Below are 21,954 nucleotides of genomic sequence, written 5' to 3'. Positions count from 1 at the left end.
AAGCGCACGGGACTACGCGCACAGAACCATGCGCACAGCAACAAACGCACGGGGCGAGGCTCGCCGGATCAATCGCACGGAGCCAGGCTCACGGATCGGGCGCGGCGACCCGGCACGCGCGGATCGGCCAGACGGAGCCATCGGAAAAGCGCCAGATGGCACCCGATGCCGACCGCCAACCGTCGCGCGGACAATGTGCACAAACGTTTACAATACCCGCTTCAACCCTCCGGCATGATATCGCCGCGGTCAACCGCCGTGCGCGCCGTTGCCGGAAGCGGCCGACGCCCACCCAGATCACCCGGGAGCAACAGTGGCAATCTACAAGCTTGGCGATGCAGCCCCCACCGTTCACGAAAGCGTGTTCGTCGCGGACACCGCGACGCTGATCGGCAAAGTCACCGTCGAAGAGAATGCGAGCATCTGGTTCGGCGCATCGCTGCGCGCGGACAACGAGCCGATCGTCGTCGGTACCGGCAGCAACGTTCAGGAGAACGCGGTACTGCATACCGACCCCGGCTACCCGCTGACGATCGAAGCGAACGTGACGGTCGGCCATCAGGCGATGCTGCACGGCTGCACGATCCGCGAAGGCGCATTGATCGGCATTCAGGCCATTGTCTTGAATGGAGCGGTGATCGGCCGCAACTGTCTGGTCGGCGCGGGCGCGGTCGTGACCGAGGGCAAGCAGTTTCCGGACAACTCGCTGATTCTCGGCGCGCCGGCGAAGGTCGTGCGCGAACTGACCGAGGCCGATATCGCCAATATGCGGCGCGCGGCAGAGGGCTACATCACGCGCCGCGAATTCTACAAGGAGCAGCTCGTGCGGATCGGGTGAATCTGCGCCGGTCCGCGGACCGGCAGTTGCCCGCTGCACGACATTATCGAGGGAACGTTGTGAGTGACCAGTTGCAAAAATTCATGTTCAGCGCGGCGCCCGTTCGCGGCGAAATCGTCTCGCTGCGTAATACGTGGCAGGAAGTGCTGACGCGCCGCGATTACCCGGCGCCGGTGCGCACGATACTCGGCGAGATGATGGCCGCGTGCGCGCTGCTGTCGGCCAATCTGAAGTTCGACGGCACGCTGATCATGCAGATCTACGGCGACGGTCCGGTGAAGATGCTCGTCGTGCAGTGCAATTCGAACCTGTCGCTGCGCGCGACGGCGAAGTTTTCCGCGCAATTCACGGGGGACGCGGCGCGGCACATCAGCGACGAGTCGACGCTGCCCGAACTGATCAACGCAAGCGGCCACGGCCGCTGCGTGATCACGCTCGATCCGCACAACAAGCAACCGGGCCAGCAACCGTATCAAGGCATCGTGCCGCTGTCGGGCGACGACGGCCCGTTCGAGACGATCGCGCAGGTGCTCGAGCATTACATGCATCATTCGGAACAGCTCGATACGCGGCTGTGGCTGGCCGCGAACAGCGACCGTGCGGTCGGCATGCTGCTGCAGAAGCTGCCCGGCGACGGCGGCATCGTCCCGCACCCGGGCGAGCTCGACGCCGATACGTGGGAACGCGTCTGCACGCTCGGCGGCACGCTCAAGCACGACGAACTGCTCAGCGAAGAGCCGGCCACGCTGTTCCGGCGCCTCTTCTGGCAGGAGAACGTGCACCATTTCGAGCCGGCGAATACGCGCTTCGAATGCACGTGCTCGCGCGAAAAGGTCGGTGGAATGCTGAAGATGCTGGGCCGCGAGGAAGTCGAAAGCGTGATCGAGGAACGCGGTCACGTCGAGATTCACTGCGAGTTCTGCAATCAGCGCTATGAGTTCGACCCCGTCGACGTCGCGCAACTGTTCGTTGCAAGCGGCCTGTCCGAGGGCGTCGCGCCGGCGGCGGATCAGCGGCATTGACAGACAGGCGTCCGCGCGCTTTTACTTAGGTATCCGACCAGCACCGATGGAGGCCGACATGAACATGCTTTCGTCACTCGATGGTCGGAGGCAAGCCGTGCGAACGCAACGCGCGCAGATGCGAGGCATGTGGATGCGAAGCGCCGCGACACTGCTTCCCGCCGGTAGCGCGATGTTGATGCTGGCCGGATGCATGATGGACCCGCCGGGGCCGTCGCCGATCTATAGCCGCCTGCCGGCCGACCAGCTCGAAGCGACAGCCACCGCGCATCCGCTCACGCCGGAACAGCGCGCGCGCTATGACGCGATCGACAAACAGGTGTTAGCGGAACAGGACCAGGCGATGGCGGCCGATGCCGCGGCGCAAGCGTGGTCGCGATACTACGCGCCGCCGCCGGTCACCGTTTTCGGCAGCTACTCGAGCGGCGGTTGGGGACATGGCTGGGGCGGTGGAATCGGCTACGGCTACCCAGGCTGGGGATGGGGCTGGTGAACGATCGCGCAGAAGGCAGCAAGAAGGCAGCGAGAAGGTAGCGAAAACGCGGCGAGAACCCGGCAACTAGCCCGCACCCTTCTTCTTCGCGTCTTCGGTGGCGCTCTTCTTCGCGCCGTGTTTCCTGTCGGGCTTGGCCCGCGACTCCGGATTCGGCACGACGCGTAGCGGCGCGGCCGACATCTGTCCGCGCGTCGACGTCGCGGCCGCCGACGAATTCGATGCCGGCAGCGGCGCGTTCGGCGACACGAACTGCACGAACACCTCGCTGTCCTTGACCATGCCCATCTCGTAGCGGGCGCGCTCCTCGACCGCGGCGGTGCCGTTCTGCAAGTCCTGAACTTCGCCTTCGATACGCTCGTTGCGAACCTTTTCGTCGGCGTTTTTCTTCAACTGCTGGTCCAGCTCTTCGCGCAGTTCGTGAACACGGAGCCAGCCCCCGTGCCCCCACCACAGCGGAAACTGAATCAGCACCAGCAGGACAACCAGAGCGACAGTAACAAGGCGCATGAAGGTTTGATCTTGAATACGCGCCGCCCTGCGCTGAACGCAGGGCGGCGGGGTCAATCACTCAGCTGCGAGTTAACATCGAATCAGCGCTAAGCACAATAGGCGAATCAACGCAGGTTATAGAACGCCGATTTGCCTGGGTAGCTCGCGATATCGCCGAGGTCTTCCTCGATACGCAGCAGCTGGTTGTACTTCGAGATACGGTCGCTGCGCGACAGCGAGCCGGTCTTGATCTGTCCGGCGTTCAAACCGACCGCGATATCGGCGATCGTCGAATCTTCGGTTTCGCCCGAACGGTGCGAGATCACCGCCGTGTAGCCGGCGCGCTTGGCCATCTCGATCGCCGCAAAGGTTTCGGTCAGCGTGCCGATCTGGTTGATCTTGATCAGAATCGAATTCGCGATGCCCTTCTCGATGCCTTCCTTCAGGATGCGCGTGTTCGTCACGAACAGATCGTCGCCGACGAGCTGGATTTTCTTGCCGAGCTTGTCGGTCAGGAGCTTCCAGCCTTCCCAGTCGCTTTCGTGCATGCCGTCTTCGATCGACACGATCGGGAATTTATCGGCAAGCGTCGCCAGGTAGTCGGTGAATTCCGCCGACGACAGTTGCAGGCCTTCGCCCGCCAGCTGGTATTTGCCGTCGTGGTAGAACTCGCTCGCCGCGCAGTCCAGCGCGAGCAGCACGTCTTCGCCGGCGCGGTAGCCGGCCTTTTCGATGGCCTGCAGGATCGTCGACAGGCACTCGTCGTTGCTGCCGAAGTTCGGCGCGAAGCCGCCTTCGTCGCCGACGGCCGTGCTCATGCCGCGATCGGACAGGATTTTCTTCAGCGCGTGGAACACCTCGGCGCCGCAACGCAGCGCTTCGCGGAACGTCGGCTGGCTGACCGGCACGATCATGAATTCCTGGATGTCGAGGCTGTTGTTCGCGTGCGCGCCACCGTTGACGATGTTCATCATCGGCACCGGCAGTTGCATGGCGCCCGAGCCGCCGAAGTAGCGATAGAGCGGCAGGCCGGCTTCTTCGGCCGCCGCCTTCGCGACCGCCATCGAAACCGCCAGCAACGCGTTGGCGCCCAGACGCGACTTGTTATCGGTGCCGTCGAGCTCGAGCAGCGTCTTGTCGAGGAACGCCTGCTCCGACGCGTCGAGGCCCATGATCGCCTCCGAGATCTCGGTATTGATGTGCTCGACCGCCTTCAGCACGCCCTTGCCGCTGTAGCGGCCCGTTTCGCCGTCGCGCAGTTCGATCGCTTCGCGCGAACCGGTCGACGCGCCCGACGGCACCGCCGCACGGCCCATCGTGCCCGACTCCAGCAGCACGTCGCACTCGACGGTGGGGTTGCCTCGCGAATCGAGAATCTCGCGACCGATGATATCTACGATAGCACTCATGGTTTCCTCAGGAAGTTACGGTGGATTCGTTACGGCGAAACCCGCGGCGCACGCACAGTCTTGCGACTTTTTCGGCGCCGTGCGGTTCGACGGCCATCGGGGGGTGCGCGACCGGCATGCGCCGCATCGGGACTGACCGGATACGGGGACGCCCGGCGCGCGGCATCAGTTGAAATCGTGTTCGAGGAACGGCGTGCGCTTCACGGCCTGGTCGAGTGTGATCAACGTCTCGAGCAGATCGGCCATGCGGTGAAGCGGCACCGCGTTGGGTCCATCGGACTTCGCTTGCGCGGGATTCGGATGCGTTTCCATAAAGAGCCCCGCGATCCCCGTCGCGACGGCCGCGCGCGCGAGCACCGGCACGAATTCACGCTGGCCGCCCGAGCTCGTGCCCTGACCGCCCGGCAATTGCACCGAGTGCGTCGCATCGAACACGACCGGCGCGCCGGTCTCGCGCATGATCGCAAGCGAGCGCATGTCGGACACGAGGTTGTTATAGCCGAACGACACGCCGCGCTCGCACGCCATGAAGCGGTCTTCCGAAAGCCCCGCTTCGCGAGCCGCGTCGCGCGCCTTGTCGATAACGTTCTTCATGTCGTGCGGCGCGAGGAACTGCCCTTTCTTGATGTTGACGGGCTTGCCCGAACGCGCGCAGGCATGGATGAAGTCGGTTTGCCGGCACAGGAACGCCGGCGTTTGCAGCACGTCGACCGCGGCTGCGACCTGTTCGATTTCTTCGATGCTGTGCACATCCGTCAGCACCGGCACGCCGAGCTGGCGCTTCACTTCGGAAAGGATACGCAGGCCTTCGTCCATACCGAGACCGCGAAACGACTTGCCGCTGCTGCGATTCGCCTTGTCGTACGAAGACTTGTAGATGAACGGAATCTTGAGCTTCGCGCAGATTTCCTTGAGCTTGCCCGCAGTGTCGATCGTCATCTGTTCGGATTCGACGACGCAGGTGCCGGCAATCAGAAAAAACGGTTGATTAAGCCCGATCTCGAAGTCGGCGAGCTTCATACCTTTTCCTCTTTCTTCTCTTCCGCGCCGGCTTGCTGGTGATGCGCCTCACTGTGCTGCCGCGCCGCTTCGACGAACGCCCTGAAAAGCGGATGCCCATCGCGCGGCGTGGACGTGAATTCCGGGTGGAACTGCACGCCGACGAACCACGGATGCATATCGCGCGGCAACTCCATCATTTCCGGCAGATCTTCGCTCGGCGTACGCGCGCTGATAATGAGGCCGCCCGCTTCGAGTTGCGGCACGAAGCGGTTGTTGACTTCGTAGCGGTGACGGTGCCGCTCGTTCACGTCCTTGCCATAAATTTCAGCGGCCATCGTGCCGGGCTTGATCGGGCAGCGCTGCGAACCGAGACGCATCGTGCCGCCGAGATCCGATTCCTCGGTGCGCTTCTCGACCTTGCCTTCGCGGTCGTACCACTCGGTGATCAGCGCGACGACGCGGTTCGGCGTCGACGCATCGAACTCGGTGCTGTTCGCGTCCTTGAGGCCGACGACGTCGCGCGCGAATTCGATCACTGCGAGTTGCATGCCGAGGCAGATGCCGAGATACGGCACTTTCGCTTCGCGCGCGTAACGGATCGCGGCGATCTTGCCTTCGGTGCCGCGCCGGCCGAAGCCGCCCGGCACGAGCACGGCGTCGAGATGCTTGAGGCTGTCGACGCCGTTCGCTTCGATCTCTTCGGAATCGATGTATTCGATATTGACCTTCGCCGACGTGTGAATCGACGCGTGACGCAATGCTTCGATCAGCGACTTGTACGACTCGGTCAACTCGACGTACTTGCCGACCATGCCGATCGTCACTTCGTGTTTCGGATGCTCGAGCTTGTCGACGAGCTGCGCCCACATCGACAGATCGGCCGGCTGCGCGGTGAGCTTCAGTTCGTCGCAGATGATGCCGTCGAGGCCCTGGTCGTTCAGCATCTGCGGGATCTTGTAGATGCTGTCGACGTCCCACACCGAAATCACGGCGTCTTCGGGCACATTCGAGAACATCGAAATTTTCGCGCGCTCGTCGTCGGGGATGCGGCGGTCCGCGCGGCACAGCAGCACGTTCGGATAGATACCGATTTCGCGCAACTTCTGCACGCTGTGCTGCGTGGGCTTGGTTTTCAGTTCGCCCGCGGTGGCGATGAACGGCACGAGCGTGAGGTGCACGAAGCACGCGCTGTTGCGGCCGAGGCGCAGGCTCATCTGGCGCGCGGCCTCGAGGAACGGCAGCGATTCGATGTCGCCGACCGTGCCGCCGATTTCGACGATCGCGACATCGGGCTCACCGCAGGTTGCCGATGCGGCGCCGCGTTCGATGAATGCCTGGATCTCGTTCGTGATGTGCGGAATGACCTGCACGGTCTTGCCGAGATAATCGCCGCGGCGTTCCTTGCGGATCACCGATTCGTAGATCTGGCCGGTGGTGAAGTTATTGGCCTTGCGCATCTTCGTGCTGATGAAGCGCTCGTAGTGGCCGAGATCGAGATCCGTCTCCGCTCCGTCCTCCGTCACGAACACTTCGCCGTGCTGAAACGGGCTCATCGTGCCTGGGTCGACGTTGATATAGGGATCGAGTTTGAGGAGGGTGACTTTGAGACCGCGCGATTCGAGGATCGCGGCGAGGGAAGCGGCGGCAATACCTTTGCCGAGGGAAGACACTACGCCGCCGGTGACGAAAACATATTTGGTCATCGCTGGATGCTCGCGGGAAAAACGGATTATACCTGAAAGCAGGGTCCCGACCCAGCAATAAAACCTCGATTCGGGGCGCGGCGAGCGGTGCAAGCGAGTGCTTTAGCGCTCACTTCGAGCCCATGCAAAAACGATCGCGGCAACGCTTCCTGCGCCGCCAGATCACACGCTCGCATTCCATTCCCCCGCTTCGAGTTCATGCAGCATCCGTTCTACCGCGCGCGCCGTTTCGATCGGTTTCTCCATCGGAAACAGATGACTGCCGTCGATCCATTCGAGATGACCGCGTGTCGCCCGCCGCGTTGCCGCGAGCCCGACCTGGCGAATCTCCTTCGAATGCGTACCGGCGATCAGGCCGACCGGCACCGGCGCGCCGTGTGCCAGGCGCGAGCCGAGCGTGTGCGGCAGCGTCCGGTAAATCAGGTACTCGGTGCGGCGGTCGAACGCGAGCGCGCGCGTGCCGTCGGCCGCCACCTGCGGGATGCCGAAGTCGACGTAGTCGGACAGCACGCGCTCGTCCCAGCGCGCGAAGGCTGCCTTCGCATGGAAGTGCCGCCACGCCTCGTCGCGGCCCGCCCAATGCGTGCGGCGCGTGCGCGTCGCGGCCGCGGGCGACAGGCGCTCGTCGAGTCCCGTCCACTGCGATACGCGCAGCATGCCGCTGCGCCAGCCGGCGATGACCGGCGAATCGAGCATCACGACGCCGCGCACCCACTGTGGCTTTTTCAGCGCGGCCATCAGCGACAGATACCCGCCCAGCGAATGCCCAACGAGCCAGACCGGCTGTTCGTACGTGCGTGCCACGTCGTCGAGCAGTTGTTCGACGAGATGCGGCCAGTCGCGCGTGACCGGATAACGCGGATCATGGCCGATGCGTTCGATATAACGCAGTTCGTATGCGTCGCCGAGTTCGGCGAACAGCGTGCGGTAGATCGGTGCCGGAAAACCGTTCGCGTGCGAAAAGTGGATGACCTGTTTCAAGCGCTGCTGTCTCCGTTTTTCGTGATGAGGCGTGCTTCGCTTGCGGGCGCCGATGTGCCGGTAAACACGCCGGATCCAGGGCGTGCGATCGGGCACGCTCTGTCGCGCGGTATTCTGCGGCGTTGTGCCGTATCGTCTCGCGGCTTCGATTTAATCCATCCAGTATCGGCGGTGCGTCTCTCGATACCGTTCGAGTGTCAGTACGAGTTGATGTTTGCCGAGCGCATCGGCGCTCGCTTCGATGCGCACCGCCCCATCTTCGTCGCTGCGCGGCAACTCGATATGCCGTGCCAGATATCGGGCAAAGACACCCGGATGCGGGTGATGGAACCGGTTGCGGTAGCCTACCTGAAATATCGCGATAAGCGGATCGATAGCGTCGAGGAAAGGCTCGGTCGACGAAGTCTTGCTGCCGTGATGAGGCGCCAGCAGAACTTGCGCACGTAGCGCATCGCGATCGCGGGCGAGCAAGGTGCGTTCGACGGCCGCTTCGATGTCGGCCGTGAGCAACGCGGTGGCGCGCGGGCGCGCGTCGGCATGAGCGTCGATATCACGGGCGAGGTTGGCGTCAGCGCGCGCGGCGGCGTCGATGGTACGCCCCGCCGCATTGCGACCTGTGCTTGCGCTCGCACTCACGCGCAACACGCAGCAATGCGCATTCGTTTTGCCGCGCAGCGGACCCGCGTCCGGCCACAGCATCGCGAACTCCACGCCGTCCCATTGCCACCGCTGCCCTGCCGCGCACGGCACGGTGCCCGCACCCGCGGCACGAGCGCTTTGCCAAAGCACGTGGTCGGGCGGCAGCGCGGCCAGCAACTGGCGCACCGAGACGCCGTCGAGCACGGCCGCCGCTCCGCCCGAATGATCGGAGTCGGCGTGGCTGATCACGAGCGTATCGAGCGTCTGTAGGCCAGCGGCCTGCAAATACGGCACGACGACGCGTTCGCCCGCATGCGTCGACTCGGGCCCTGGCCCCGCGTCGAACAGCAAGGCGTGATGCGCGGTCTCGACGACGATCGCCGAGCCCTGACCGATATCGAGTGCAGTCAAGCGGAACGTGCCGTGCGGCGGCGCCGAAGACGGCGGCATCAGCAACGGCAGCCATGCAATCGGCGCAGCCCAGCGCATCGGCCAGCCGCGCGGCGCAAGACACCAGATGACGCCGGCCGCCGCCGCCGCGAGCGCCCACGCATCCGGCTGCGGCAGCCGCCAGAGCGCCCACGCGGGCCCTGATACGAGATGCAAGCCCGCGGTCAACACGTCGAGTAGCCGGTGTGCGACGCTGAACGCGAATGCGTCGAGCGGTGCCGGCAACGCGACACCCGCGAGCACGAGCGGCGTAACGAGCACGCTGACCCACGGAATCGCAAAGGCGTTCGCAAGCGGGCCGATCAGCGGAATTTGCGCGAACCAGTATGCGGTGAGCGGAGCGAGCGCGACCGTGACTGCGAACTGCACGTGCGCACCGCTTCGTGTGCGCTCGACGAAAGCATGCGTTAGCGTGCGTGCCCGCAGACGCAATGCGGTCGCGAGGCTGACCAAGCGCGTGCGGAACGCTCTGCGGGTGAGCCGGTCATGCGTATCGCCAAGGCGTCGATCCTCATGCGGTGCGCCCGCGTTGAGCCAGTCTTCGTCGTCAAGGCTTCCGTACCTGGGCCGTCTATTGTCATCGGCGCGCACCGCGGCGCGACCCGACATCGCAAACAGGATCGCCGCCACCGCGCAGAAAGACAGCCAGAAGCCGGCCGCGAGCACAGCCCACGGGTCGATCAGCAGGACGAGCCCGAGCGCCCACGCGAGCACGACCGATGGCGCGACCGTGCGGCCGCTGACGAATGCAAGCGCGACGACCGCGAGCATCCAGAGCGCGCGCTGCGCCGGCACATTGAACCCGGCAAGCGCCGCGTGAAACGCGGCGAACAACGCGCCGCACGGCACGGCGACCTTCTGCGCGGGCAACACGAGCGGCCAGTCGATGCCGATGCGCGCGCCGACAAAGCCCGAGCGCCGCCAGATCGCACCGGCGAGCCACGCGGCAAGCCCCGCGACGAAGCCGATGTGCAACCCCGATATCGCGACGAGGTGACTCGTGCCGGTCGCACGCATCAGTTGCCAGTCCACGGCGCTGACCGCATCCTGCGCGCCGATCGCGAGCGCGACCACGATACCCCGATGCGGCGCATCCGCAAGCACGCCGTCGATTCGCGCGCGCAGCGCGGCGCGCCAGCGGTCCACGGTCATGCCGATACCGTGCGCGTCTCCCGGCAGGCGCTGCGCGGCGGCAGGACGCGTCACATAACCCGTTGCGCGGATGTTACGGGCGAACAGTGTCGCCTCCGCGTCGCGCACGCCGAAGTTCGCGTTGCCATGCGCACGCTTGAGGCGCACGAACAGACGCCAGCGCGCGCCTGGCGCGAGGCCTTCAGGCAATGGCGCGTCCTGAGCGATCCACGACAACTGCAACCTGCGCGGAAAGTCTGGAACCGGCGTGTCGGTCGACTCGACGTTGAAGACGAAACGCGAGCCTGTGTCGCCAATGTTGCCGGCACGGCTGCCGGCGCCATCGGCAGCGCCCTCGCCGGCACTGTTAGCCGCTTCGTCGCCGGCCTTGCCGCCGTCTTTATCGCGCGCACCGGCGGCTTCGCGATCATCCTCGACGTTGCGTCCGTTCTTGCCGCCGGCGTTGCGTGCGCGACTGCCCGCGCTGCCGGCCAGCGACGTCGGCAGCCCTTCGATATATCCGCGCACTTCGATATCGCGGCCTTCCCATTCGACGGGGAGCGCATACGCGAGCCGCGCGTGCGCGCGCCACGCCGCGTACCCGAAGCCGGCGCAAAACGCCGCGAGCCATATCGCGCACCATGCCGCGCGCCGACACGTCATGCACGCGCTGCCGCGACGACGCAGCCCCCAGATCGCGACACCAAGCGCACCGCATGCCGTTACCGCCAGCACCGCCGCGCCGAATTTTTCCGGCAACGCCGCCTGCCGCTGCAACCACACGACACCCAATGCAAATCCGCACCACACCGCCCGCATGCCCCCTCCGCCACCATCGAATCGCGCGTGGGGCAAGCGAAAACAAGCCGCGTCAGCATACGCGGCCGCCGGCGTCCGGCGCCCGCCGCGCATCACCGCCAGCGATTATGCAGAGGAAAGTGCGAGCCGCGGCAACGCAGCATGCGCGTTGGCCGTTGTGCATAGTGCAAGCTCGTGTTCGTCGATGTTGCGCTGTTGCGCGAGGCTCGCGCCGATCGCCGGAATCTGATCGGGCGTATTGCGCTGCCGATAGAGCCACGCAGGAGGAATATCGGGCGCATCGGTCTCGACGACGATCGCATCGAGCGGCAATTGCGCGGCTAGACGCCGGATTTGCAGCGCACGCTCGAACGTCAGATTGCCGCCGAAGCCAAGATGCATGCCGTGATCGATAAAGGCCTGCGCCTGCTGGAAGCTGCCGTTGAACGCATGCGCGATGCCGCGATGCACCTGCTGCCGGCGCAGCCCTTTCAGCACCTGGTCCTGCGACTTGCGCACATGGCAGATCACCGGCAAGTCGAATTCATGCGCGAGCTTCAGCTGCTCGTTGTAGAAGAATTGCTGACGCGCATTGTCGAGGCCCGGCACGAAATAGTCGAGGCCGATCTCGCCGATGCCGACAAAGCGCGGATCGTCGAGGCTCGCCTCGATCTCCATCCGCAACGCATCGAGATCGGCTTCCTGCGCCTGCGGTGTGAAGAGCGGATGAATGCCGAGCGCGTACGCGCCGCCGACGATGCGATGAGCGAGCTCGCGTACTCGTGCGCACCACGCGCGCGATACGCCCGGAATCACGATGCGCGCGACCCCGGCCTCGCGCGCGGCGGACGCGACCGCATCGCGGTCGGCGTCGAATTCGGAAGCGTCGAGATGGCAGTGCGTGTCGATCCACATGCGGAAAGCCTCGCGAGCGTTTGCGTTTGCGTTTGCGTCGGCGCTCAGAGCGGAACCGGCGGCTCCTCGTACAGCACGCCTTCGCGCAAACGCAGTACCCGGTCGCAACGCGCGGCCAGATCCTGGTCGTGCGTGACGATCACGAAGCTTGTCTCGAGCGTGCCCGACAGTTCGAGCATCAGATTGAACACCGTGTCGGCCGTGCCGCTGTCGAGGTTCCCGGTCGGCTCGTCGGCGAGCACGCAGGCGGGCTTCGTGACGAGCGCGCGCGCGATTGCCACGCGCTGCCGCTCGCCGCCCGACAGCTCGCCGGGCCGGTGCCTGGCGCGATGCGCGAGGTTGACGCGCTCGAGCATCTCGAGCGCTTCGCGACGCGCGGCTTCGGTGGTCATGCGGCGAATCCGCAGCGGCATGGCGACGTTGTCGAGCGCGCTGAATTCCGGCAGCAGATGATGGAACTGATAGACGAAGCCAAGCGCGCGGTTGCGCAGATCGTTGCGCTCGCGCTCGGACAGCTTCGTGAACGGCTTGCCGAGCAGCGACACTTCGCCGGCGCTCGGATCGTCGAGGCCGCCTAGCACGTGCAGCAGCGTGCTCTTGCCGGAACCGGACGCGCCGACGATCGCGAGCTTCTCGCCGCGCCGCACCGACAGCCGCGTATTGCTGAGCACGGGCACGTTGAGGCCGCCTTGCACGAATGCCTTCGAGATGCTGTTCGCTTCGAGTACGTAAGGATGACGATCGGTGGTATTGCCGGAGTTGAGCATGGCGTGTGGGTTCGGACGATCATTCATAGCGCAGCGCCTCCGCCGGGCGCACCTTCGCACCGCGCCAGCTCGGATAGAGCGTCGCAAGCGACGACAGCACAAATGCAATCACGCCGATTCTGATCACGTCGCCGGCCACGAGTTCGGACGGCAGCTCGCTGATGAAGTACACCGACGGCGGCAGAAACTGGATGCCGAACAGGTGCTCGATCATCGGCACGAGCCACGGAATGCTCCACGCGATCAGACAGCCGAGCGCGACGCCGATCGCCGTGCCGACGAACCCGATCGTCACGCCCTGCACGACGAAGATTTTCATGATCGAGGCCGGCTGCGCGCCGAGCGTGCGCAGGATGGCGATGTCGGCCTGCTTGTTGGTCACCGTCATCACGAGCGACGACACGAGATTGAACGCCGCAACCGCGATAATCAGCGTGAGGATGATGAACATCATGCGCTTTTCGATCTGCACGGCGGAGAACCATGTCTTGTTCTGCTGCGTCCAGTCGCGAATGTACAGGTCGCCCGAGAGCGTGCGCGCGAGTTCATGCGCGACCTGCGGCGCGCGTTGCATATCCTTGAGCCTCAAGCGCACGCCCGTTGGTGCCGGTAGGCGGAACAGCGCTTCGGCATCGCGGATGTTGATGAGCGCAAGCGTGCTGTCGAATTCGTAATGCCCGGACTCGAACACGCCGACCACGGTGAACTGCTTCAAGCGCGGCAGCATGCCGGCCGGCGTGATCGTGCCTTCGGGCGCGACGAGCGTGATCTTGTCGCCGGCCGTCACGCCGAGGCTTGCCGCGAGGTCCGCGCCAAGCACGATGCCGAAGTCGCCGGGGATCAGGTCCGCGAGGCGGCCCGCGCGCATTTCCTTGCCGATGTCGGACACCTCCGGTTCGAGCGACGAATCGACGCCGCGCAATGCGACGCCGCTGACAGCATCCTGGCGCGTCAGCAGCGCCTGCGCTTCGACATACGGCGCGGCGCCGATCACTTCCTTGTTCTGGCGCGCTTCTTTCGCGGTCAGTTGCCAGTCGGGCATCGACCCGGCCGGCGAGAAGATTTCGACGTGGGCGAGCACGGACAGCATGCGGTCGCGCACCTCTTTCTGAAAGCCGTTCATCACGGACAGCACGACGATCAGCGCCGCGACGCCGAGTGCAATGCCCGACATCGACACGAGCGCGATGAACGAAATAAAGCCGTTGCCGGTCGTGCGTTTGCCGGCGCGGGTGTAGCGCCAGCCGATCTGCCATTCGTACGGAAGTTTCAAGCGAGTCCTTGTCTGCGGGTTATGCAACTGCGGGGGTCGGCAGCGCGCCATGCCCTGGGCGTGGAACGGTTCGATTCCGGCTGCTTCCTTCCGGCTGCCTCCGGTCATCGCGATTAACGAAAATCGAAGATTCCTTACGGTGTGCAGGCCACGCCCTACTGCGTAGTGGTTTGGCGCGAATTATGACGGATGGTTCAGCGCCACGGTGGATCGCGCATGCCACGCCCATGAATCTTCAGGCTTGCGCCCTCGAAACGACGAAAAAGCGACGGCGAAGTTTGCCATACATTGTCGCCGAATCGGCCGAAGAGACGCTTGGCGAGCTATTTCGAGATGAGGAGCCGGTAATACGCGCGAGGTGTGCCGTACGGAGCTCCGCGTCGGGATTTTCGCTCGACTGCAGGTGGCATTCGCACCGCCTTTCAAGTGGACGCCTGTTGTGCTTCCTCCAACCGGGCAAGCCGTTCCGCCCTCCCTCCGAAGCAGCGCTCTGCGCTGCAGCGGGGATGCCAAAGCATCGATCGGTGCCGCAGATTGCCCTACAATGCGCACCATCATGCCCGTCACCCGCCTTCATCTGCTCATCCCTTTCGCGCTGCCGTCCGCAGCCGACGCCTCCACCGCCCTGCACGACCTTCAGACGCCCGCCTTCGACAAGCTCGTCGCCCGCGCGACGCTCGTCGAGCGCGTGATCGGCGAGGACTTCCAGCGGACGTTGCCGCATGAGCGATGGGTGGCGCACCAGTTCGGCGCATTAGCGGGTTCAAGCGCGGGTTCAAGCGCGGGTTCAAGCACGGCCGGCTCCGCCGACGACGAAGCCCCGCTCGCCCCCTACATGCTGCTCGCCGACGGCGGCGATCCGGGCACGGCAAGCTGGGCCTGCGTGCAGCCGGTCCACGTGCGCATCGCGCACGACCACCTCGTGCTGATCGACCCCGCATCGCTCGAACTCTCCGACGACGATGCGGCGACGCTGCTCGCCCTCGCCCGTCCGCTGATCGAAGAGCTCGGCGTACGCATCGAAGCGCCGCAGCCGTCGCGCTGGTATCTGTCGAGCGACGAATTCAGCACGCTCGCCGGCGCATCGCCGCTGCGCGCGAGCGGCCGCAACATCGAGATCTGGCTGCCGCACGAAGCGCACAGCGGCGAACGCTCGCGCGCATGGATGAAACTGCAGAACGAAGTGCAGATGGCCTGGTTCGAACATCCGGTCAACGAAGCACGCGAAGCGCGCGGACTGCCCGCCGTCAACTCGATCTGGTTTCACGCGCAGGGCGTCGCGCGCCCGGTAACGAGTCCGTTCGCGCGTGTGCTGTCCGATGCCGCGGCGACGCGCGGTCTCGCGCTCGCCGCGCATGCGGCCGTCGGCGCACCCGCGCAATCGTTCGCGCAAATGCAGGCGCAAGCGCATGCAGCCGGTGCGTCGACCGATGCAAGATCCGCCACGCTCGTCGAACTCGATCCGTTTTCGACGCCCTACATCTCGCAGGACTGGGCCAACTGGAACACCGCCTTCGCCGCGCTCGAGCGCGACTGGTTCGCCCCCGCGCTCGCCGCGCTCGAAGCAGGCGAACTCGCGGAACTCGGTCTCACGCTATGTGGCGACACGGGCTCGGTCACGCTCGCCGTCACGCGCGGCGATCTGCGCAAGTTCTGGCGGCGGCGCCTGTTCGCCTCGCTTTTCATCGAATGATCGCCCTTCGAATGATTACCCTTCTATTCGCAGGCCGCGCCGGCCTCGCCGTCACCGCATGATCCGCATCGTTACCCGCGCGTGCCCGCCCGCCGACGCCGAAGCCCTCACCCGCCACGGTCTGCATCCGGTGCTGGCGCGGCTGTACGCCGCACGCGGCGTGTGCCTGCCCGATGAAATCGAAACGGGTCTCGCGCGCCTCGTTCCGCCGGCCGCACTGCACGGCTGCGATCAAGCCGCGGCGCTGCTCGCCGACGCGCTCGAAGCAGGCCGCCGCATGCTCGTCGTCGCCGACTACGACTGCGATGGCGCGACCGCCTGCGCCGTTGCCGTGCGCGGCTTGCGCATGTTCGGCGCGCAGATCGACTACCTCGTGCCGAATCGCTTCGAATACGGCTACGGCCTCACGCCCGAGATCGTCGCGCTCGCCGCTGCGCGCGCGGGCGGCAAGCCCGATCTGCTGATCACCGTCGACAACGGCATTGCGAGCGTCGACGGCGTCGCCGCGGCGAACGCGCTCGGCATCGACGTGCTCGTCACCGACCATCACCTGCCCGGCGACGCGTTGCCCGCCGCGCGCGCGATCGTCAATCCGAACCAGCCCGGCTGCGCGTTTCCGAGCAAAAGCCTTGCGGGCGTCGGCGTGATGTTTTATGTGCTGCTCGCGTTGCGCGCCGAACTGCGCAAGCGCGGCGCCTTCAACGACGCGCGCCCCGAGCCGCGCCTCGACGGACTGCTCGATCTGGTCGCGCTCGGCACGGTCGCCGACGTCGTCAAACTCGACGGCAATAATCGCGTGCTCGTTGCGCAAGGCCTGCAACGGATCCGCAACGGCCGCATGCAGCCCGGCATCGCCGCGCTGTTTCGCGCGGCCGGCCGCGAAGCGCGCAGCGCATCGGGCTTCGATCTCGGCTTCGCGCTCGGCCCGCGGCTCAATGCGGCGGGACGCCTTGCGGACATGTCGCTCGGCATCGAATGCCTGATTACCGACGACGTCGGCCGCGCCTGGCAGCTTGCCCAGCAGCTCGACACGATGAACCGCGAGCGCCGCGAAATCGAGGCCGGCATGCAGCAGCAGGCGCTCGACGATCTTGCGGCGATCGATCCGGCCGGCGCCACGACCATCACGCTGTTCAATGCGAGCTGGCATCAGGGCGTAATCGGCATCGTCGCCGGGCGGCTCAAGGAGAAATTCCACCGTCCGTCGTTCACGTTCGCGCTCGCCGACGACAGCGGCACGACGATCAAAGGCTCGGGCCGTTCGATCGCGGGCTTTCATCTGCGCGATGCGCTCGATCTGATCTCGAAGCGCGAGCCCGATCTGATCGTGCGCTTCGGCGGTCACGCGATGGCGGCCGGCATGACGCTTGCGGCCGCCGACCTGCCGCGCTTTGCGGCCGCCTTCGAAGCGGTCGGGCGCGAGTGGCTGTCCGACGATGCGCTCGCGCGCACGGTCGAGACCGACGGCGACCTCGAAGATGCCTACTTCACGCCGCAATTCGTCGAGATGCTCGAGGCGGCGGTCTGGGGACAGGGCTTTCCGGCACCGCTTTTTTCCGGCGAATTCGAGGTGATGTCGCAGGCGCTCGTGAAAGACAAGCATCTGAAGCTGCAACTGATGCGCGGCCGCCAGCGCTTCAACGCGATCTGGTTCAATCACACCGATACGCTGCCGGCACGCGCGACTGTTGCCTACCGGCTCACGCGCGACACCTGGAACGGCGTGTCGCGCGTGCAGTTGATCGTCGAGCACGCGCTCGGATAAGTGCGGCCCGACGAGCGGCCCCGACGAGCGGCCCGAACGCGCGACCCCAAAGCGCCGCGCCAACGCCCAGGCACCTCGGGTGAAGGACACGCGAAATCCGCGGTAAACCGGCCCGATTCCACGTCGCACAGGCCGGATCGAGCCGTCGATCGGCTATAATTTCACCTTTTGGCGAATCAAAAGCTCGACATGGAAGCGGAACGTCTCAACGCGATCGAAGCCTCTCTGGCCGACCTGCGCACGCGCGCAGGCGAGCTACGGGGGTATCTTTGACTACGATGCCAAAGCAGTAAGGCTCGTCGAAGTCAACCGGGAACTCGAAGACCCGAACGTCTGGAACGACTCGCAGCACGCACAGGCGCTCGGTAAGGAAAAGAAGCTGCTGGAAGGCGTGGTCGACGTCCTTTCGTCGCTCGACAACGACTTGCGCGACACGCAAGACCTGTTCGACATGGCGCGCGAAGAAAACGACGAAGCGACGCTCGTCTCGTGCGACGAAGATGTCGCGAAGCTCACCGCGCGCATCGAAGACCTCGAATTCCGCCGGATGTTCTCGAACCCGGCCGACCCGAACAACGCGTTCATCGACATCCAGGCCGGCGCCGGCGGCACCGAAGCGTGCGACTGGGCATCGATGCTGCTGCGCCAGTATCTGCGCTACTGCGAGCGCAAGGGCTTCAAGACCGAAGTGCTCGAAGAATCGGAAGGCGACGTCGCGGGCATCAAGAGCGCGACGATCAAGGTCGAAGGCGAATACGCGTACGGCTTTCTGCGCACCGAAACGGGCATCCATCGCCTCGTGCGCAAGTCGCCGTTCGATTCGTCGGGTGGCCGCCATACGTCGTTTTCGTCGGTGTTCGTGTATCCGGAAATCGACGACTCGTTCGAAATCGACATCAACCCGGCCGATCTGCGCATCGACACCTTCCGCGCATCGGGCGCCGGCGGTCAGCACATCAACAAAACCGATTCGGCGGTGCGCATCACGCACATGCCGAGCGGCATCGTCGTGCAGTGCCAGAACGACCGCTCGCAGCACCGCAACCGCGCCGAAGCGATGGCCATGCTGAAATCGCGGCTGTACGAAGCGGAGATGCGCAAGCGCCAGTCCGAGCAGGACAAGCTCGAAGCGGGCAAATCGGACGTGGGCTGGGGACACCAGATCCGCTCGTACGTGCTCGATAACAGCCGCATCAAAGATCTGCGCACGAACGTCGAAATCAGCAACACCAAGAGCGTGCTCGACGGCGACCTCGATGCGTTTATCAGCGCGAGCCTGAAACAGGGTATTTGAGTTGCAGCATTCGCGGCACGGCATGAAAACCGTGCCGCGTGTTTCGATCGCGGGTGCCATTGAACGATTTCCCGGCGCGCCCGCCAGCTTCCCCGCATACCGACCAACATCATGACCGAACCGACGACCCAGACGACCGCCGCGGCCGACGACGACAACCAGATCATCGCGGAACGCCGCGACAAGCTGCGTGCGCTGCGCGAGCAAGGCGTCGCCTATCCGAACGATTTCCAGCCGACCCACCACGCCGCCGAACTGCAGACGCAGTTCGCGGACACCGACAAGGAAGCGCTCGAAGCGCAGGCACTCGGTGTCGCGCTCGCCGGCCGGATGATGCTCAAACGCGTAATGGGCAAGGCGAGCTTCGCGACGGTGCAGGACGGGTCGGGACAGATCCAGTTCTTCATCACGCCCGCCGACGTCGGCGAAGCGACCTACGAAGCCTTCAGGAAATGGGACCTCGGCGACATCGTCGCGGCGCGCGGCGTGCTGTTTCGCACGAACAAAGGCGAGCTGTCGGTGCGCTGCACGGAACTGCGGCTGCTGTCGAAGGCACTGCGGCCGCTGCCCGACAAATTCCACGGCCTCGCCGATCAGGAAATGCGCTACCGCCAGCGCTACGTCGACCTGATCGTCACGCCGGAAACGCGCAAGACCTTCACCGCACGCACGAAGACGATCTCGTCGATCCGTCGCTTCATGTCGGACGCGAACTTCATGGAAGTCGAAACGCCGATGCTGCACCCGATTCCGGGCGGCGCGGCGGCAAAGCCGTTCGTCACGCATCACAACGCGCTCGATATGCAGATGTTCATGCGCATCGCGCCGGAGCTGTATCTGAAGCGGCTTATCGTCGGCGGCTTCGAGCGGGTGTTCGAGATCAACCGGAATTTCCGTAACGAGGGTGTGTCGCCGCGCCACAATCCGGAATTCACGATGATGGAGTTCTACGCCGCGTACACGAACTACACGTGGCTCATGGACTTCACCGAACAATTGATTCGTCAGGCCGCGATCGATGCGCTCGGCACTGCAACGATCAGCTATCAGGGGCGCGAGCTCGATCTGTCCAGGCCGTTCCACCGGCTGACGATCACGCAGGCCATTCTGAAACACGCGCCCCAATACACCGAGGCGCAACTGTCGGATCCGGCATTCCTGCGCGCGGAAGTGAAGAAATTCGGCGTCGACACGAACGAGCCGAAGTTTCTGAACGCGGGGCTTGGCTCGCTGCAGCTCGCGCTCTTCGAAGAAACGGCGGAAGCGCAGTTGTGGGAGCCGACGTACATCATCGACTATCCGATCGAAGTATCGCCGCTTGCGCGCGCGTCGGATTCGGTCGAAGGCATTACTGAGCGCTTCGAGCTGTTCATCACCGGCCGCGAAATCGCCAACGGCTTCTCGGAGCTCAACGACCCCGAAGACCAGGCGGCACGTTTTCGCAAACAGGTCGATCAGAAGGACGCCGGCGACGAGGAAGCGATGTACTACGACGCCGACTATATTCGCGCGCTCGAATACGGCATGCCGCCGACCGGCGGCTGCGGCATCGGCATCGACCGGCTCGTGATGCTGATCACCGACAGCCCGAGCATTCGCGACGTGATTCTGTTCCCGCATCTGCGGCGCGAAGATTGAACCGCGGTCTGCGCGACTGCGGCCGCGTAACGAAACGCCCGCCTATGGCTTGACGCCTCGGCGGGCGTTGTCTTCTGTGCCTCGCTTGCCGATCGATTGTAACTATCGGTAAGAAGTGCGGCGACGCGGCAGTATCCGCGTCGATGCACGCTACGCCGCCGTTCATTCGATACAGAAGACGTTACAAATTGAAACCATGCCTGCGGCGGGTTGTCGGACACTGTACGCATCATCAATGGTCGACTCTGCCCAAGACGGAGGACAAACATGGACAACCCGAACAACACACCATCTTCGTCACCGCGCCGCTTGCATCCGCTGATCGCCACCGTGGCGGGCGCGGTTATCGTCGCCAGCCTCGCGGCCACGGCTGCGATCACGGGCCTGTTCCCGAAAGCGTCGGGCGACAGCGCGCAATCGAATCAGACGCAATCCGCGCAAATCGCTTCGCAACCCGTCGTCGATACCGCGCAGCAGGCCAACCCGGCGCAGTATGCGCAGCAGCAACAGCAGGCCGCGCAACAGGCCGAGCCGGCACCTGCTCCGGCGCAGCCTCAATACGCGCAGCAACCGGTGCCTCAGCCGCAAACGCAGCCGCAGCCGCAACAGTACGCACCGCCGCAACCGGCGCCCCGCCCCGCGGTGTGTTCGAGCTGCGGCACGGTGATCGCGATTTCGGAAGTACGCCAGGAAGGCCACGGCACGGGTATCGGCGCGGTCGGCGGCGCAGTCGCGGGCGGCGTGATCGGCAACCAGTTCGGCAGCGGCGGCGGACGGACCGCGATGACCGTGCTCGGCGCGCTTGGCGGTGGTTTCGCCGGCAACTCGGTCGAAAAGCATCTGCGCACGACCACGAGCTACTCGGTACGCGTGCGGATGGAAAACGGCCATATCCGCTACTTCACGTATCATCAGCCGCCGCCGTTCCAGCAAGGCGAGCGCGTACGAATCGAAAACGGTACGCTGGTCGCGGGTTAGCCGGTCAAGCGGCCTCCATGCAAAAAGGCGATTCCTATCGGAGTCGCCTTTTTATTTGCCGCGCGCGTATCCGCGCGCCACGCCGACCTGCGCGGACCGAGGCGCCGGTCAGTAATCGGCGTCCTCGATCCACGCCGCCTGAATCGCTTCGAGAATCTTCTCGTTCGAGCGGTTTGGGTCGTCGTCGAAACCGTCGAGTTCCATCACCCAGCGATGCAGATCCGTGAACCGCACCTGCTGCGGATCGATATCCGGGTGCTTGTCCGTTAACGCCATCGCGATGTCCTGCGTATCGGTCCACTTCATGGCTGCATGCTCCTGTTAGTGATTTTCCTTCGCGTGATTGATCGAGTAGCGCGGAATCTCGACGACGAGGTCGTCGTTTTCCGGCACGATCGCCTGACACGACAGCCGCGACTCGCGTTCGAGCCCCCACGCCTTGTCGAGCAGGTCGTCTTCGGCTTCCTCCGACGGCTCGAGCGCATCGAAGCCCTCGCGCACGATCACATGGCATGTCGTGCACGCGCATGACTTCTCGCACGCATGCTCGATTTCGATGCCGTTCTCGAGCAGCGTGTCGCAAATGCTTTTGCCCGGCACGGCGTCGATGACCGCGCCCTCGGGGCACAGTTCGACGTGAGGCAATACAACGATTTGAGGCATAGAGATTCCG

19 protein-coding genes are annotated in these 21,954 nt (G+C 64.8%); 8 read left to right on the top strand and 11 right to left on the bottom strand.

The window, feature by feature from the left end:
* The first annotated feature begins 313 nt into the window (after window positions 1-313).
* The 3 genes from QYH69_RS24550 to QYH69_RS24540 all read left to right on the top strand — a co-directional run bounded on the left by QYH69_RS24550 (window position 314) and on the right by QYH69_RS24540 (window position 2,353).
* The gene (locus QYH69_RS24550) at window positions 314-838 is read left to right on the top strand and encodes a gamma carbonic anhydrase family protein (protein ID WP_308834331.1); all 525 of its coding nucleotides are present in this window, start codon (window positions 314-316) and stop codon (window positions 836-838) included.
* A gap of 59 nt (window positions 839-897) precedes the next feature.
* Entirely contained in the window at window positions 898-1,860 is a 963-nt protein-coding gene (gene hslO, locus QYH69_RS24545) for an Hsp33 family molecular chaperone HslO (protein ID WP_308834330.1), read from the top strand.
* 127 nt (window positions 1,861-1,987) lie between these two features.
* Window positions 1,988-2,353 carry a hypothetical protein gene (locus QYH69_RS24540; protein ID WP_374992493.1) on the top strand — a complete coding sequence of 122 codons (366 nt, stop codon included), beginning with the start codon at window positions 1,988-1,990 and terminating at the stop codon, window positions 2,351-2,353.
* Between the two features lie 66 nt (window positions 2,354-2,419).
* Here QYH69_RS24540 and ftsB read toward each other — a convergent pair whose 3' ends face one another.
* From ftsB to QYH69_RS24495, 9 genes are all read right to left on the bottom strand, one after another.
* Window positions 2,420-2,863: a cell division protein FtsB gene (ftsB, locus tag QYH69_RS24535; RefSeq protein WP_308834329.1), complete on the bottom strand. Its 444-nt coding sequence runs from the start codon at window positions 2,861-2,863 to the stop codon at window positions 2,420-2,422.
* 107 nt (window positions 2,864-2,970) lie between these two features.
* A complete protein-coding gene (gene eno, locus QYH69_RS24530) occupies window positions 2,971-4,254 on the bottom strand; it encodes a phosphopyruvate hydratase (RefSeq protein ID WP_075156776.1) in 1,284 nt (427 codons plus the stop codon).
* A gap of 165 nt (window positions 4,255-4,419) precedes the next feature.
* Complete coding sequence (kdsA, locus tag QYH69_RS24525) at window positions 4,420-5,274, bottom strand: 3-deoxy-8-phosphooctulonate synthase (RefSeq protein ID WP_308834328.1); 855 nt, start codon at window positions 5,272-5,274, stop codon at window positions 4,420-4,422.
* Window positions 5,271-6,959, bottom strand: a complete 1,689-nt coding sequence (locus QYH69_RS24520) for a CTP synthase (RefSeq protein WP_308834327.1) — start codon at window positions 6,957-6,959, stop codon at window positions 5,271-5,273. The genes kdsA and QYH69_RS24520 overlap by 4 nt, the downstream gene beginning before the upstream one ends.
* A gap of 162 nt (window positions 6,960-7,121) precedes the next feature.
* Window positions 7,122-7,940 (bottom strand): alpha/beta hydrolase, encoded by an 819-nt coding sequence (locus tag QYH69_RS24515; protein ID WP_308834326.1) that lies wholly within the window; start codon window positions 7,938-7,940, stop codon window positions 7,122-7,124.
* 150 nt (window positions 7,941-8,090) lie between these two features.
* Window positions 8,091-10,979: a ComEC/Rec2 family competence protein gene (locus QYH69_RS24510; protein WP_308834325.1), complete on the bottom strand. Its 2,889-nt coding sequence runs from the start codon at window positions 10,977-10,979 to the stop codon at window positions 8,091-8,093.
* A gap of 105 nt (window positions 10,980-11,084) precedes the next feature.
* Window positions 11,085-11,873 carry a TatD family hydrolase gene (locus QYH69_RS24505; RefSeq protein ID WP_308834324.1) on the bottom strand — a complete coding sequence of 263 codons (789 nt, stop codon included), beginning with the start codon at window positions 11,871-11,873 and terminating at the stop codon, window positions 11,085-11,087.
* Window positions 11,874-11,917: 44 nt separating this feature from the next.
* Window positions 11,918-12,667 (bottom strand): lipoprotein-releasing ABC transporter ATP-binding protein LolD, encoded by a 750-nt coding sequence (lolD, locus tag QYH69_RS24500; RefSeq protein ID WP_308834323.1) that lies wholly within the window; start codon window positions 12,665-12,667, stop codon window positions 11,918-11,920.
* Window positions 12,660-13,913, bottom strand: a complete 1,254-nt coding sequence (locus QYH69_RS24495) for a lipoprotein-releasing ABC transporter permease subunit (RefSeq protein WP_308834322.1) — start codon at window positions 13,911-13,913, stop codon at window positions 12,660-12,662. The genes lolD and QYH69_RS24495 overlap by 8 nt, the downstream gene beginning before the upstream one ends.
* A gap of 544 nt (window positions 13,914-14,457) precedes the next feature.
* Between QYH69_RS24495 and QYH69_RS24490 the strand changes: the two genes are divergently transcribed.
* The 5 genes from QYH69_RS24490 (at window position 14,458) to QYH69_RS24470 (ending at window position 21,281) form a co-directional block, all read left to right on the top strand.
* Window positions 14,458-15,606, top strand: a complete 1,149-nt coding sequence (locus QYH69_RS24490; RefSeq protein WP_308834321.1) for a regulator — start codon at window positions 14,458-14,460, stop codon at window positions 15,604-15,606.
* Between the two features lie 58 nt (window positions 15,607-15,664).
* The gene (gene recJ, locus QYH69_RS24485; RefSeq protein WP_308834320.1) at window positions 15,665-17,371 is read left to right on the top strand and encodes a single-stranded-DNA-specific exonuclease RecJ; all 1,707 of its coding nucleotides are present in this window, start codon (window positions 15,665-15,667) and stop codon (window positions 17,369-17,371) included.
* 189 nt (window positions 17,372-17,560) lie between these two features.
* Window positions 17,561-18,665, top strand: a protein-coding gene (prfB, locus tag QYH69_RS24480) for a peptide chain release factor 2 (protein WP_156883785.1) whose coding sequence is annotated in 2 segments (ribosomal slippage) — window positions 17,561-17,641 and window positions 17,643-18,665 — 1,104 coding nt in all. Because the reading frame shifts where the segments join, the coding sequence is not laid out codon by codon here.
* 111 nt (window positions 18,666-18,776) lie between these two features.
* Window positions 18,777-20,303 carry a lysine--tRNA ligase gene (gene lysS, locus QYH69_RS24475; protein WP_308834319.1) on the top strand — a complete coding sequence of 509 codons (1,527 nt, stop codon included), beginning with the start codon at window positions 18,777-18,779 and terminating at the stop codon, window positions 20,301-20,303.
* Window positions 20,304-20,570: 267 nt separating this feature from the next.
* A complete protein-coding gene (locus tag QYH69_RS24470) occupies window positions 20,571-21,281 on the top strand; it encodes a glycine zipper 2TM domain-containing protein (protein WP_308834318.1) in 711 nt (236 codons plus the stop codon).
* 108 nt (window positions 21,282-21,389) lie between these two features.
* Here QYH69_RS24470 and iscX read toward each other — a convergent pair whose 3' ends face one another.
* Together iscX and fdx are read right to left on the bottom strand one after the other, a co-directional pair.
* Window positions 21,390-21,587: a Fe-S cluster assembly protein IscX gene (iscX, locus tag QYH69_RS24465; RefSeq protein WP_075156764.1), complete on the bottom strand. Its 198-nt coding sequence runs from the start codon at window positions 21,585-21,587 to the stop codon at window positions 21,390-21,392.
* 15 nt (window positions 21,588-21,602) lie between these two features.
* Window positions 21,603-21,944: an ISC system 2Fe-2S type ferredoxin gene (gene fdx / locus QYH69_RS24460; protein ID WP_075156763.1), complete on the bottom strand. Its 342-nt coding sequence runs from the start codon at window positions 21,942-21,944 to the stop codon at window positions 21,603-21,605.
* Window positions 21,945-21,954: the final 10 nt, after the last annotated feature.

The organism is Paraburkholderia sp. SARCC-3016 (genome assembly GCF_031119615.1).
Lineage (GTDB): Bacteria > Pseudomonadota > Gammaproteobacteria > Burkholderiales > Burkholderiaceae > Paraburkholderia.
Note: the sequence above shows the minus strand (reverse complement) of the source record. Positions and strands in the feature narration are given on the sequence as shown.